Source organism: Streptomyces sp. NPDC014861 (genome assembly GCF_043081625.1).
In the GTDB taxonomy this organism is placed as follows: Bacteria; Actinomycetota; Actinomycetes; order Streptomycetales; family Streptomycetaceae; genus Streptomyces.
Genome location: NZ_JBIBWV010000043.1, coordinates 1 through 13,030, shown reverse-complemented (window position 1 = coordinate 13,030; position 13,030 = coordinate 1). Strand labels below are relative to the sequence as shown.

Sequence of the window (13,030 nt, the reverse complement as noted above, 5' to 3'; positions counted from 1 at the left end):
AACGACATCGCCCGTGACCTCACCATCTGGATGGCCGCCCGAGACTTCCCCGGACGGCCAAACAGGCAGGTCACCGCGTTCTAAAACACCGCCTAACCGCCCCCCCGCAACCACGCCCCCTAACCGCCCCCCCCGCAACCACGCCCCCTAACCGCCCCCCCCCGCAACCACGCCCCCTAACCGCCCCCCCCGCAACCACGCCCCCTAACCGCCCCCCCGCAACCACGCCCCCTAACCGCCCCCCGTAACCCGTCGCCCCGCAACCCGCCGCCCCCGTCACCCCACCCGCTCCTCCGCCCGCGCCGCCAGGTCGCCCATGAGCAGTTCGCCGTGGAGCAGGGCGCCCGCACGGTAGCCCGCGCTCGCCGCGTTGACGACTTGCTCGGCCGGACCGGTCACGTTCCCCGCGGCCCAGACGCCCGGCACGCTGGTCCGGCCCGCCTCGTCGGTCTTCACGAAGGCGCCGAACGGCGTCTCGTACGTCTCCGCGCCGAGCTGCCGGAGCACCCCGTCACGGGGCAGCAGCCGTGTCCCCGCCGCGAACAGCGCCGCGCAGCCGACGGTCCGTCCGTCGGCGAGCCGGACCCCGGTCATCCGGTCGTCCTCGACGACGACCTCCTCGATCGCGCCCGCCACGGTCCGGACCCCCGCCGCGGCCAGCAGCCGGGAGTCCTCGCCGGTCAGCTCCACGCCGTTCAGGAAGAGCGTCACGTCGGAGGAGAGGTGCGAGACCATCAGCGCCTGGTGCGCCGGCATCGCCGGGTGCGCCACGACCCCGAGGGGACGGTCGCGGACCTCCCAGCCGTGGCAGAACGGGCAGTGCAGCACGTCCCGGCCCCACCGCTCCGCCAGTCCCCGGATCGCCGGCAGCTCGTCCACGAGCCCGGTGGCCACGACCAGGCGGCGGGCGGTGAGGGCGGTGCCGTCGGCCAAGGTGAGGGCGAAGCCGTCGCCCTCCCGGGACGCGGCCGTCACCTCGCCCGGCCGGACCTCGACCCCGTAGGCCAGGAGTTCGCTCCGGCCGACGGCCAGGAACTCCGTCGGGCTCATCCCGTCGCGCGACAGATAGCCCTGCATGTGGCCGGCCGGCGCGTTGCGCGGCGCGCCCGCGTCCACCACCAGGGTGCGGCGCCGTGACCGGCCGAGGATCAGGCCGGCGCTGAGCCCCGCCGCGCCGCCGCCGACGACCACGACCTCGTAGGCGTTCTCCCCTTCCCCGTGCGTGTCGATGTGAGCGTCCCTGTGCGTGTCCGTGTGTGCGTTCATGCCGTGAGCGTCGCCCGGAATCCGCGTCATCGGCAAGGAAAGTTGCCGGTTCTGCAACACTGGACCCATGACCGAAGACGACCGCATCGACGCCGTGCTCACCGAGGTCGGCCCCCGGCTGCGCCGGGTCCGCCGGGACCGCGGGGTGACCCTGGCCGACCTCTCCGCCGCCACCGGCATCTCCGTCTCCACCCTCTCCCGCCTGGAGTCCGGGCAGCGCAGGCCGAGCCTCGAACTGCTCCTGCCGCTGGCCCGCGCCCATCAGGTCCCGCTGGACGAACTGGTCGGCGCCCCGCCGGTCGGCGACCCCCGGGTCCGGGCCCGCCCGATCGTCCGGCACGGCCGCACCATGTACCCGCTCACCCGCCAGCCCGGCGGCCTCCAGGCGTACAAGGTCATCCAGGAGAAGGCGTCCGAGCAGCCGGACCCCCGGGTCCACGAGGGGTACGAGTGGCTCTACGTCCTCTCCGGGAGGCTGCGGCTCGTCCTGGGGGAGCACGACGTGGTCCTCGCGGCCGGAGAGGCCGCCGAGTTCGACACCCGGGTGCCGCACTGGTTCGGGCCCACCGCCGACGGCCCCGTGGAGTTCCTGAGCCTGTACGGGCCGCAGGGGGAGCGGATGCACGTACGGGCGCGGCCCAAGAAGTCCGGCTGAGCGGACCCGCGGACCGGAACGCCTCTCGCCCGCGAACTCCGTCCGGGCTGTTCCGTGAAGGGCAAGCGACCGCTTAGTATGCCACCGACCGCACGGTACGGACGGAGGCTCGACGGATGCAGGCATGGCGAGTGCACGAGAACGGCGAACCCGGCGCGGTGATGCGCCGGGAGGAGGTGGACGTCCCCGAGCCCGGACCCGGCCAGGTCCTCCTCAGGGTCCGCGCCGCCAACGTCAACTTCCCCGACGCGCTGCTCTGCCGGGGCCACTACCAGATCCGCCCGCCGCTGCCCTTCACCCCCGGCGTCGAGATCTGCGGCGAGACCCGCGACGGACGCAGGGTCATCGCCACCGCCGCCCTCCCGCACGGCGGCTTCGCCGAGCACGCCCTCGCCGACGCGGCCGGACTCCTCCCCGCCCCCGACGCCCTCGACGACGCCGAGGCCGCCGCCCTCCACATCGGCTACCAGACCGGCTGGTTCGGCCTCCACCGCCGCGCCGCCCTCCAGGCGGGCGAGACCCTCCTCGTGCACGCCGCCGCCGGCGGCGTCGGCAGCGCGGCCGTCCAGCTCGGCAAGGCCGCCGGCGCCACCGTCATCGGCGTGGTCGGCGGACCCGCCAAGGCCGACGCCGCCCGCGCGCTCGGCTGCGACGTCGTCATCGACCGCCGCTCCGAGGACGTCGTCGCCGCCGTCAAGGCCGCCACCGGCGGCCGGGGCGCCGACGTGATCTACGACCCGGTCGGCGGCGAGGCGTACCAGCAGTCCGCCAAGTGCGTCGCCTTCGAGGGCCGGATCGTCGTCGTCGGCTTCGCGAGCGGCACCATCCCCGCCCCCGCCCTCAACCACGCCCTGGTGAAGAACTACGCGATCCTCGGCCTCCACTGGGGCCTGTACGCCCAGCGCGACCCCGCCGCCGTGCTCCGGTGCCACGAGACCCTCACCGCGCTCGCCGCCAAGGGGGTCGTCAAGCCGCTCGTCGCCGAACGCGTCCCCTTCGCCGGCGCGGCCGACGCCGTCCAGCGCGTCGCCGACGGCACCACCACCGGCCGCCTCGTCGTCCTCCCGGAAGGAGCCCCCGCATGACCGACGCACAGACCGGCCGACAGACCGACGGACAGACCGACGCACCGGCGGACGCCCGCACCGGTGCCCGCTCCGGCGCCCCTCTCGACGCCGCCCCTCTCGACGCCGCCGCGCTCCGGGCGCGCACCCAGGCGCTGCTCGCCGCGCACCCTCCCGCCACCACCGACCGGCTCGACTTCCTCAGGGCCCGCTTCGACGCCGGACTCGCCTGGGTGCACCACCCCGCCGGCCTCGGCGGACTCGACGCCCCGCGCTCCCTCCAGGCCGTCGTCGACGCCGAACTCGCCGCCGCCGGCGCCCCCGACAACGACCCCCGCCGCATCGGCATCGGCCTCGGCATGGCCGCCCCCACCCTCCTCGCCCACGGCTCCGACGAGGTCAGGTCCCGCTTCCTGCGCCCCCTGTGGACCGGCGAGGAGGTCTGGTGCCAGCTCTTCAGCGAGCCCGGCGCCGGCTCGGACCTCGCCGCCCTCGGCACCCGCGCCGTCCGCGACGAGGCCACCGGCGACTGGATCGTCGACGGACAGAAGGTGTGGACCTCCAGCGCCCACACCGCCCGCTGGGCCATCCTCATCGCCCGCACCGACCCCGACCTTCCCAAGCACCGGGGCATCACCTACTTCGTCTGCGACATGACCGATCCCGGCGTCGAGGTCCGGCCGCTCCGCCAGATCACCGGCGAGGCCGAGTTCAACGAGGTCTTCCTCACCGGTGTCCGCATCCCCGACGCCCACCGCCTCGGCGAGGTCGGCGACGGCTGGGGAGTCGCCCGGACCACCCTCATGAACGAGCGCGTCTCCATCGGCGGCGCCCGCATCTCCCGCGAGGGCGGCATGATCGGCAAGGCCGCGACCGTCTGGCGCGACCGACCCGAACTGCGCACCCACGCCCTCCACCGCCGTCTGCTCGACCTCTGGGTCGACGCCGAGGTCGCCCGGCTCACCGGCGAACGGCTCCGCCAGCAGCTCGTCGCCGGCCGGCCCGGCCCCGAGGGCAGCGCCATGAAGCTCGGCTTCGCCCGCCTCAACCAGGCCATCAGCGGCCTGGAGGTCGAACTGCTCGCCGAGGACGGCCTGGCGTACGACGACTGGACCATGCGCCGCCCCGAACTGGTCGACTTCACCGGCCGTGACGCGGGCTACCGCTACCTGCGCTCCAAGGGCAACTCGATCGAGGGCGGCACCACCGAGGTGCTGCTCAACATCGTCGCCGAACGGGTCCTCGGACTCCCGCCGGAGCCCCGCAACGACAAGGACGTCCCCTGGAAGGACCTCGCCCGATGAGCCACGAGCCGGACCTCCTCTACTCCGACACCGAGGACGCCCTGCGGGACGCCGTCCGCTCCCTCCTCGCCGACCGGGCCGGCCACCAGGCCGTGCTCGACCGGATCGAGACCGGCGACCCGTACCCCACCGGCCTCTGGCCCGCCCTCGCCGCCGGCATCGGCGCGGCCGGGCTCCTCGTTCCCGAGAAGCTGGGGGGCCAGGGCGCGAGCCACCGCGAGGCCGCCGTGGTCCTGGAGGAGCTGGGCCGGGCGATCGCCCCCGCCCCGTACCTCACCGGCGCCGTCGTCGCCACCGAGACCCTGCTCGCGCTCGCCCCCGCCGACGGCCCCGCCGTCGCGCTCCTCGCCGAGCTGGCGGCGGGGGAGCGCACCGCCGTCCTCGCGGTCCCCTTCACCACCGCGCCCCGCACGGCCGCCACCGCCTTCGCGACGACCGGCCCCGCCAGGGCCGTCGCCGACGCGACCGCCGCCGACGTGTTCCTCGTGCCCCGGCCCGACGGGCTGTACGCCGTACCCGCCGCCGACGCCACCGTCACCCCGGTCACCCCGCTCGACCTCACCCGCCCCCTCGCCCTCGTCGACACGGGCACGGCGGCAGGCACCCTCCTGGCCGGGCCCGAGGAGGCCCGAGCGGCGGTACGGCGCGGACTGCTCTCCGGCGCGGGCCTCCTCGCCTCCGAACAGCTCGGGCTCGCCGAGTGGTGCCTGGAGGAGACCGTCCGGCACACCAAGGAGCGCCACCAGTTCAACCGCCCCATCGGCTCCTTCCAGGCGCTCAAGCACCGCATGGCCCACCTCTGGCTGGACCTCGTCGGCGCCCGGGCGGCGGCCCGGGCCGCCGCCGACGCCCTCGCCGCCGGAGCCGCCGACGCCGAACTGACCGTCGCCGTCGCCCAGGCATACTGCTCCGACGTCGCCGTCCGCGCCGCCGAGGAGTGCGTCCAGCTCCACGGAGGCATCGGCATGACCTGGGAGCACCCGGCCCACCTGGCGCTCAAGCGCGCCAAGGCCGACCAGCTGGCCCTGGGCTCCACCGGCCACCACCAGGACGTCCTCGCCGACCTGATGGACCTCCCCGCCCCCGCCTGACCCGAGGCCCCGAGAGAAGGCCGGGGCCGGCCCGCCACCGACACGCGGACCGGCCCCGGCCTCTGCCCAGCCCCGCGCGGCTCACCCCCGCGCGGCCCCCGCCGCGGCTCGCCCGGCCTCGGGCCGAGGCCGGGCGAGCCGGCACCCGACGCGCGGACCGGCCCTCGGCCCCGGCTCAACCCCTGCGCGCCCCCCGGCCATGGCTCGTCCCTGTCCTGCTCACCCCCGCGCGGGCCCCTCCGCGGCTCGCCCGGCCTCGGCCGTCCCGCGGCGGGCGTAGCAGAACAGGTGCTCCTCCGGCTCCCCGCCCGGAACCTCGGGCCGGAAGACCGACAGCTCGTGGTGGAGCACCTCCAGACCGCACTCCTCCCGCAGCAGCCCCAGGTACGCCTCCGCGGAGAAGCTGGACACCCGGGCCCGCCGCCCCATCCAGGTGATCTCGATCCCCTCGATGTCGGCCGGTACCGTCGCCGACACCAGCAGCCCGCCCGGCACCAGCCACGAGGCCATCCGCCGCAAGGCCGCGATCTGCTCCCCCCGCTCCATCATCAGCAGCGGGAAGAACGCGCAGACCGCGTCGTAACCGCCCGCCGGGGGAACGTGTTCACGCAGGTCGGCCTGGACGAAGCGGGCCCCCGGGACCTGGGCCCGGGCCAGCTCGACCATGGTTCCGGAGACGTCGACGCCCGTCACCGCGTGCCCTGCCGCGTCGAGCAGCGCGGCCACCGGCTTCCCCGTACCGCTGCCCGCGTCCAGGACCCGGGAGCCGGGGGAGAGCCGGCCGGTCAGCCACTCCACCGCCGCGAGCTGCGCGGGCAGCCGCCCGAAGGCCCGCTCGTAGTCGATCCCCACCCCGTCGAAGAGCTCGGCGGCCCCCAGCACACCGTCCCCGGCTCCTGCCCCGCCGTCCCCGGCTCCCGCCACATCGCCACCGGCTCCCGGCACCCCGCCCACCCCACCGTCCTGCCCCGCCCCGCCGCCCCGCTCCTCGTCCGTCCCGCTCATCGCCCCTCCCAGGTCGTCGTCGTCCGGGACGGCCTACCCCACCTGGGACTCCTTCGCACCATGGGGTTTAATTGCATGCTGCTCGCAATAACTCTTGATCTTCAAAAAGGGGTGTGGACCCGATGGCCGCCCGAACCGTCCGCCGCGCGACCGCCGCGATAGCCACGGGGGCCTTCGCCCTCACCGCCGCGGCCTGCACGAACCCCGGCGCCGACACCGCCGGCACCGGCGGCCCCAAGGACTCCGCGGTCGTCGGCATCGCCTACGAGCCCGACAGCCTCAGCCCGCTCCTCGGCTACGGCAAGGACGGCAACTCCAAGATCTTCGACGGCCTCCTCGCCTTCGACGCCGACATGAAGCTCCAGCCGGCCCTCGCCCGCGAGCTCCCGCACATCAGTGACGGCGGACGCACGTACACGTACAACCTCCGCACCGACGTCACCTTCAGTGACGGAGTCCCCTTCACGGCCAAGGACGTCGTCTTCACCTACCGGACGATCCTCGACCCGAAGACCAACAACCCCTCCCGCACCGAACTCGACGCCCTCAAGAGCGTCGAGGCGGTCGGCGACGACACCGTGGTCTTCCACCTCAAGTACCCCTACGCGCCCTTCGCCGAGCGCACCGTCCACGCCATCGCCCCCGAGCACGTCGCCGGCAAGCAGGACGTCAACACCGGCGCCTTCACCACCCGGCCCATCGGCACCGGCCCCTACATCCTCACCGGCTGGTCCAAGGGCGAGAAGATCAGCCTCAAGGCCAACCCGAAGTACTGGAACGGCGCCCCCGCGGTGAAGAAGTTCACCATGGCGATCATCAAGGACGACGACGTCCGCGCCACCCGCCTGCGCGCCGGCGACCTCGACGGCGCCATCCTCCCGCCCAACCTCGCCGCCGGCTTCGGCAGCGACAAGGGCAAGCGGACCTACGCGGCCAAGACCTACGACTACCGCACGGTCACCCTCCCCACCCACAACCCCGTCGCCGGCGACACCGCCGTCCGCCGCGCCCTCGACATCGCCGTCGACCGCCGGACCATGGTCGACAAGATCCTCGAAGGCGCCGGCAAGCCCGCCTACGGCCCCGTCCCCACCGACAGCCCGTGGTTCACCCAGGGCACCGAGCGCCGCCACGACCTGGCCGGCGCCCAGAAGATCCTCGACGAGGCCGGCTGGAAGCCCGGCGCCGACGGCGTCCGCGCCAAGGACGGCGTCCGCGCCTCCTTCCCCCTCTGGTACCTCTCCGGCGACAAGCTCCGCCAGGACCACGCCCTCGCCTACGCCTCCGACGCCCGCAAGGCCGGCATCGAGATCAAGACCCAGGCCGGCACCTGGGAGGTCATCGAGCCGCGCATGAAGAGCGACGCGGTCCTCGCCGGCGGCGGCTCCCCCGGCGACCCCGACTTCGACCAGTACCTCCTGCTCACCTCCTCCCTCGCCGGCGACGGCTTCAACAACATGGCCTGGTACGACAACAAGGCCGTCGACCGCGCCCTGGAGGACGGCCGCCGCACGAACGACCACGCGAAGCGCAAGGCCGCGTACGACACAGTCCAGCGCGAACTCGCCAAGAACCCCGGCTACACCTTCCTCACCCACATCGACCACCTCTACGTCGTGAACGACGCCTGGGACTCCGACGCCAAGGGCGCCCCGCTCACCACCCAGATCGAGCCGCACGACCACGGCCTCGCCGCGGGCCCCTGGTGGAACGTCGAAGCCTGGAAGCCCAAGAAGTCCGGAGACACCCAGAAGTGAGCCGCCGCCTCCCCTGGGGGGCCATGGCCCGGATGACGGGACGGCGCGCCCTGGCCGCCGTCCCCGTCCTCCTCGGCGTCACCCTCGCCGTCTTCGCGGTCGCCGAGGCCTCCCCCTTCGATCCCGTCAAGGCGTACGCCGGCACCGCCGGCCTCACCGCCTCACAGGAGAACCTCGACCAGCTCCGCCAGAACCTCGGCGTCGACCAGCCCCTCCTCACCCGCTGGTGGGACTGGCTGACCTCGGCCGTCACCGGCGACCTCGGCGACTCCTCCGTCATGCGCCGCCCCGTCGTCGACGTCATCACCGAACGCCTCGGCTGGTCCGTCCTCCTCGCCGTCACCGCCTTCCTGATCGCGATCGCCCTCGGCACCCTCCTCGGCGTCCTCGCCGGCCGCCGCCGCGGCGGCCTCCTCGACCGCGCCGTCAGCGCCCTCGCGTACACCCTGGAAGCCGCCCCCGCCTTCTGGCTCGGCCTCCTCGCCATCTGGTTCTTCGCCCTCGAACTCGGCGTCCTGCCCGCCGGCGGCCTCACCGACACCGCCAGCGACACCGTCACCTTCGACCAGGTCGCCCGCCACCTCGTGCTCCCCGCCCTCGTCCTCGGCGTCTCCCAGCTGCCGTGGTTCTTCCTCTACGTCCGCCAGGGCGTCGGCGACGCCCTCGACGAGGACCCGGTACGCGGCGCCCGCGCCCGCGGCCTCGCCGAACGGACCGTCCTCACCGGCCACGCCCTGCGCTCCGGCATGCTCCCGATGCTCACCCTCATCGGCTCCCGCGTGCCCGAAGTCATCACCGGAGCCCTCCTCGTGGAGACCGTCTTCAGCTGGCCCGGCATCGCCGCCGCCACCGTCCAGGCCGCCACCGCCGTCGACTTCCCGCTGCTCGCCGCACTCACCGTGCTCGCCACCGCGGCCGTCCTCCTCGGCAACCTCCTCTCCGACCTGCTGTACGGCCTCGCCGACCCGAGGGTGGGCTTCGATGGCTGACCCCCGCACCCACCGCCTCCGCCTGTGGACCTCCGCCGTCATCGTCGGCGCCGTCGCCCTCGCCGTCCTCCTCGTCCCGCCGATCGTCCAGCTCGACGAACAGGCCGTCGACCTCTCCCAGAAGCTCCTCCCACCCTCCTGGGACCACCCCTTCGGCACCGACGACGTCGGCCGCGACCTCCTCCTCCGCTGCGTCTACGGCCTGCGGATCTCCCTCCTCGTCGGCCTCGTCGCCGCCCTCGTCGCCACCGTCCTCGGCACCGCCGTCGGCGCCGCCGCGGGCGCCCTCGGCGGCTGGACCGACCGCACCCTGATGCGCCTCGTCGACGCCTTCTCCTCCGTGCCCCACCTCCTCCTCGGCATCTTCGTCGTGGCCCTCTTCCGTCCCGGCGTCTGGCCCGTCATCGTCTCCGTCGCGGTCACCCACTGGCTCTCCACCGCCCGTATCGTCCGCTCCGAAGTCCTCTCGCTGCGCTCCCGCCCCCACATCGAGGCCGCGATCTCCGGCGGCGCCTCACGCAGCCGCGTCGCCACCCGCCACCTGCTTCCCGCGGTCCTCCCGCAGGCCGGCCTCGCAGCCGTCCTGATGGTCCCGCACGCCATGTGGCACGAGTCCGCCCTCTCCTTCCTCGGCCTCGGACTCCCCAGCCACCAGGCGAGCCTCGGCAACCTCGTCCAGTCCGCCCGCTCCTCCCTCCTCGCCGGCGACTGGTGGCCCACCCTCTTCCCCGGCCTCTTCCTCATCGTCCCCACCCTCGCCATCGCCGGCCTCGCCGGCGTCTGGCGCGACCGCCTCAACCCCCGCCGCCGATCGGAGCTGATGCTGTGAACGCCCGCGTCGCACGCGCTCTCGACGCCGTCACCGCCGAACGCGCCGAGGACGCGCTGCTCAGCGTCCGCGGCCTCACCGTCCGCTTCCGCCTCCGCGGCGGCCGGCAGGTCGCGGCCGTCACCGACGCCGACTTCGACCTGGCGCCGGGGGAGTGCCTGGCACTCGTCGGCGAGTCCGGCTGCGGCAAGTCCGTCCTCGCCTCCGCCCTCCTCGGCCTGCTCCCCTCCAACGCCGAGACCAGCGGCACCGCCCTCGTCCACGGCACGGACCTGCTCGCCGCCGACGAGAAGACCCTCGCCCGCTCCGTACGAGGCCGCCGCGTCGGCCTCGTCCCCCAGAGCCCCGCCGCCCACCTCACCCCGGTCCGCACCGTCCGCGCGCACCTGGAGGAGACCGTCCGGGCCCTCACCGACACCCCGCGCTCCGGGCGCCGCAAGGCCGCCGAGGACGCCGCCGAGCGGGCGGCCTTCCCCGCCACCCACCTCGATGCCTACCCGCACGAACTCTCCGGCGGCCTCGCCCAGCGCGCCGCCACCGCCCTCGCACTCATCGGCGACGCCCCGCTCCTCCTCGCCGACGAGCCCACCACCGGCCTCGACCGCGACCTCGTCGAGCGCACCGCCGACGAACTCCGCCGCCACGCCGACGACGGCCGCGGGCTGCTCCTCATCACCCACGACCTGACCGCCGCCGCCCGCATCGCCGACCGCGTCGCCGTCATGTACGCCGGCCGGATCGTCGAGATCGCCCCCGCCCACCGCTTCTTCGGCACCACGGGACCCGACCACCCCTACGCCCGCGGTCTCCTCGACGCCCTCCCCGACCGGGCCTTCACCCCCATCCCCGGCATGCCGCCCGAACTCTCCGACCTCCCCGAGGGCTGCGCCTTCGCCCCCCGCTGCCCCCGGGCCACCGACCTCTGCGCCACCGTCCCGGACCTCCGCGCCGGCGTCGCCTGCCACCACCCGGAGCGCCCCCGTGCTTGAACTCGACTCCGTCACCGCCGGCTACGAGCCGCGCAAGCCGGTTTTCCGGGGCGCCTCCCTCACCGTCGCCCCCGGCGAGTCCGTCGGTCTCCTCGGCCCCAGCGGCTGCGGCAAGTCCACCCTCGCCCGCGTCGCCGCCCTCCTCCACCGGCCCGACGCCGGCCGCCTCGTCCTCGACGGCACCGAGATCACCACCTGGCGCCACCGCGCCCCGCGCGCGCGGCGCACCGCCGTCGGCGTCGTCTTCCAGCAGCCCCGCACCGCCGCCGACCCCCGCCTCACCCTGGCCGACCTCATCGCCGAACCGCTCCGCGCCACCGGCCGCAAGGCCGAGGCCGCCGACCGCGTCGCCGAGCTCGCCCCCGCCGTCGGCCTCACCCCCGAACTCCTCACCCGCCGCCCCCACGCCGTCAGCGACGGGCAGCTCCAGCGCGCCTGTCTCGCCCGCGCCCTCACCCTCCGCCCCCGCTGGCTCGTCTGCGACGAGATGACCGCCATGCTCGACGCCTCCACCACGGCCGCCCTGGTCGCCGCCGTCGAGACCTACCGCGAGGAGACCGGCGCCGGCCTCCTCGCCGTCGGGCATGACCGCGTCCTCCTCGACCGCTGGTGCGACCGTACGGTGGAGTGGCGGGACTGCCTGCCGCCCGAGGAGACCCCGTGACCCGAGCCTGGACCCGCGCCACCGCCGACGACCCCCTCGACGGACTGCGGGACCGGCTCACCGCCGCCGACTGCGGTCACGAACCCACCGACGGGTACGAGGACCACTGCTGGCTCCTCACCCCCCTGTACGACGAGACCGGCGCCCGGCACCGCTGGCGCGACGTCCTGGACCGGGCCGGCACCCGCCTCGCCGACCGCCCCCGCCCCTTCTCGTACCTCACCCTCGAAGGCGTCGAAGGCGCCGACGCACTCGAAGGCGTCATGGGCGGGGAGATCGAGCGCGCCACCCTCACCGCCCTCGTCCCCCACCTCGCCCGCCACAGCCCCGCCGGTGAGACCACCCCGTGCGGCGCGGCCCAGGCCCCCGTCACCAACAGCCCCGGTGTCCCCCTCGGCGCCGATCCGGAGCCGGTGGACGACCTCATCGCCTGGCGCGGCCCCCTCGCCGACGCCCCCGCCCACCACGACACCGCGCCGCACCACTGCTTCCCCGCCACCTGGTGGGCCGCCGACGGCAGCTGGCTCGTCCTGACGAACGTGGACCTCAGCGCCACCGAGGTCTTCGGCAGCGGCGCTCTCGTCGCGGACCTCCTCGCCGATCCGGAGCTGGAAGCGGTCCGCGCCCCCACCCTCGCGGAGACCTTCGGAGGGTGATCCACTCGGATCTCACCCTCGCCTCACCCGTATGGCCGCCCCGCCGTTCCCCCGGACGGACCGCCCATTCCGCCACACTGTCCGCCGAACGCCGCAATTCCGTTGCGGCAGAGGAAGGACGTGAGAGCGATGGCCGTTTCCGTTTCCGTCGTGGTGCTGCTCCTCGTACTGGCCGTGGTCTTCATGCGCAGCGGAGGCCTCAAGGTCACCCACGCCGTCGTCTGCGCCCTGCTCGGCTTCTTCCTGGCCGGCACGAGCATGGCCCCCACCATCCAGAACGGCGTGGCCGCCACCGCCGAGGTCGTGTCCAGCCTCCGCCCCTGACCCGCACGACGCCCCGGCCAGGGCGAACGTCCCGCGCGGAGGACGACCGCGCGGGACCGGGGTTGACATGGGGCCTCGAGGTCCGTAATGTTCTCCGGGCTGTCCGACGTGAGCACCGACTCCGGTCGGCCCCGGACAGCGATTCCGCAAGAACCAACGAGCCGGACGGTTACGATTCCTCGTGCCTTTCTGCTTTCCGTTCGCATTTACGGAATGAGGAATCCGCGTTCGAAGTCCGAGCGCAGGCCCCGATTCGCTTCGGGGCCGGGGAATCCGCTAACGTCTCACTCGTCGGAACGGCCCAACAGCCGGAAAGACAACTCCCGCTGACCGGGAATCAGGCGCCGAAAGGATCTGATAGAGTCGGAAACGCCGGAAGGGCCCGGAGCGAAAGCAAAAGGGACCGGAAAGCACCGAGGAAATCGGATCGGAAAGAT

13 protein-coding genes are annotated in these 13,030 nt (G+C 74.3%); 11 read left to right on the top strand and 2 right to left on the bottom strand.

The features are described from left to right. Window positions 1–276: 276 nt before the first annotated feature. On the bottom strand, window positions 277–1,266 hold the full coding sequence (locus ACF1BN_RS37595; RefSeq protein ID WP_392336102.1) for an NAD(P)/FAD-dependent oxidoreductase: 990 nt from the start codon (window positions 1,264–1,266) through the stop codon (window positions 277–279). A gap of 67 nt (window positions 1,267–1,333) precedes the next feature. On the opposite strand from ACF1BN_RS37595, the gene ACF1BN_RS37590 reads away from it, so the two are divergent. From ACF1BN_RS37590 to ACF1BN_RS37575, 4 genes are all read left to right on the top strand, one after another. After that, entirely contained in the window at window positions 1,334–1,921 is a 588-nt protein-coding gene (locus tag ACF1BN_RS37590) for a helix-turn-helix domain-containing protein (RefSeq protein WP_392336101.1), read from the top strand. A 116-nt stretch (window positions 1,922–2,037) separates the two neighbouring features. Further along, complete coding sequence (locus ACF1BN_RS37585) at window positions 2,038–3,006, top strand: NADPH:quinone oxidoreductase family protein (protein ID WP_392336100.1); 969 nt, start codon at window positions 2,038–2,040, stop codon at window positions 3,004–3,006. After that, entirely contained in the window at window positions 3,003–4,289 is a 1,287-nt protein-coding gene (locus ACF1BN_RS37580) for an acyl-CoA dehydrogenase family protein (RefSeq protein ID WP_392336099.1), read from the top strand. Before ACF1BN_RS37585 ends, ACF1BN_RS37580 begins: the two co-directional genes overlap by 4 nt. After that, window positions 4,286–5,380 (top strand): acyl-CoA dehydrogenase family protein, encoded by a 1,095-nt coding sequence (locus ACF1BN_RS37575; protein ID WP_392336098.1) that lies wholly within the window; start codon window positions 4,286–4,288, stop codon window positions 5,378–5,380. The genes ACF1BN_RS37580 and ACF1BN_RS37575 overlap by 4 nt, the downstream gene beginning before the upstream one ends. A 219-nt stretch (window positions 5,381–5,599) precedes the next feature. On the opposite strand, the gene ACF1BN_RS37570 is transcribed toward ACF1BN_RS37575, so the two are convergent. Then, on the bottom strand, window positions 5,600–6,385 hold the full coding sequence (locus ACF1BN_RS37570) for a class I SAM-dependent methyltransferase (protein WP_392336097.1): 786 nt from the start codon (window positions 6,383–6,385) through the stop codon (window positions 5,600–5,602). Window positions 6,386–6,507: 122 nt separating this feature from the next. On the opposite strand from ACF1BN_RS37570, the gene ACF1BN_RS37565 reads away from it, so the two are divergent. The 7 genes from ACF1BN_RS37565 to ACF1BN_RS37535 all read left to right on the top strand — a co-directional run bounded on the left by ACF1BN_RS37565 (window position 6,508) and on the right by ACF1BN_RS37535 (window position 12,593). Further along, on the top strand, window positions 6,508–8,142 hold the full coding sequence (locus ACF1BN_RS37565) for an ABC transporter substrate-binding protein (protein ID WP_392336096.1): 1,635 nt from the start codon (window positions 6,508–6,510) through the stop codon (window positions 8,140–8,142). After that, window positions 8,139–9,131, top strand: a complete 993-nt coding sequence (locus ACF1BN_RS37560; RefSeq protein WP_392336095.1) for an ABC transporter permease — start codon at window positions 8,139–8,141, stop codon at window positions 9,129–9,131. Before ACF1BN_RS37565 ends, ACF1BN_RS37560 begins: the two co-directional genes overlap by 4 nt. Next, entirely contained in the window at window positions 9,124–9,960 is an 837-nt protein-coding gene (locus ACF1BN_RS37555; protein ID WP_392336094.1) for an ABC transporter permease, read from the top strand. The genes ACF1BN_RS37560 and ACF1BN_RS37555 overlap by 8 nt, the downstream gene beginning before the upstream one ends. Continuing rightward, complete coding sequence (locus ACF1BN_RS37550) at window positions 9,957–10,949, top strand: ABC transporter ATP-binding protein (protein ID WP_392336093.1); 993 nt, start codon at window positions 9,957–9,959, stop codon at window positions 10,947–10,949. The genes ACF1BN_RS37555 and ACF1BN_RS37550 overlap by 4 nt, the downstream gene beginning before the upstream one ends. Continuing rightward, window positions 10,942–11,613, top strand: a complete 672-nt coding sequence (locus ACF1BN_RS37545; protein ID WP_392336092.1) for an ABC transporter ATP-binding protein — start codon at window positions 10,942–10,944, stop codon at window positions 11,611–11,613. The genes ACF1BN_RS37550 and ACF1BN_RS37545 overlap by 8 nt, the downstream gene beginning before the upstream one ends. Continuing rightward, entirely contained in the window at window positions 11,610–12,269 is a 660-nt protein-coding gene (locus tag ACF1BN_RS37540; protein ID WP_392336091.1) for a hypothetical protein, read from the top strand. Before ACF1BN_RS37545 ends, ACF1BN_RS37540 begins: the two co-directional genes overlap by 4 nt. A 129-nt stretch (window positions 12,270–12,398) precedes the next feature. After that, window positions 12,399–12,593, top strand: coding sequence for a hypothetical protein (locus ACF1BN_RS37535; protein ID WP_169091225.1), 195 nt, complete (start codon window positions 12,399–12,401; stop codon window positions 12,591–12,593). The last annotated feature ends 437 nt before the right edge of the window (window positions 12,594–13,030 follow it).

Coding starts and splice junctions, on each gene's coding strand:
- ACF1BN_RS37595 (WP_392336102.1), bottom strand. CDS start 1,266: ATGAACGCACACACGGACACGCACAGGGACGCTCACATCGACACGCAC.
- ACF1BN_RS37590 (WP_392336101.1), top strand. CDS start 1,334: ATGACCGAAGACGACCGCATCGACGCCGTGCTCACCGAGGTCGGCCCC.
- ACF1BN_RS37585 (WP_392336100.1), top strand. CDS start 2,038: ATGCAGGCATGGCGAGTGCACGAGAACGGCGAACCCGGCGCGGTGATG.
- ACF1BN_RS37580 (WP_392336099.1), top strand. CDS start 3,003: ATGACCGACGCACAGACCGGCCGACAGACCGACGGACAGACCGACGCA.
- ACF1BN_RS37575 (WP_392336098.1), top strand. CDS start 4,286: ATGAGCCACGAGCCGGACCTCCTCTACTCCGACACCGAGGACGCCCTG.
- ACF1BN_RS37570 (WP_392336097.1), bottom strand. CDS start 6,385: ATGAGCGGGACGGACGAGGAGCGGGGCGGCGGGGCGGGGCAGGACGGT.
- ACF1BN_RS37565 (WP_392336096.1), top strand. CDS start 6,508: ATGGCCGCCCGAACCGTCCGCCGCGCGACCGCCGCGATAGCCACGGGG.
- ACF1BN_RS37555 (WP_392336094.1), top strand. CDS start 9,124: ATGGCTGACCCCCGCACCCACCGCCTCCGCCTGTGGACCTCCGCCGTC.
- ACF1BN_RS37535 (WP_169091225.1), top strand. CDS start 12,399: ATGGCCGTTTCCGTTTCCGTCGTGGTGCTGCTCCTCGTACTGGCCGTG.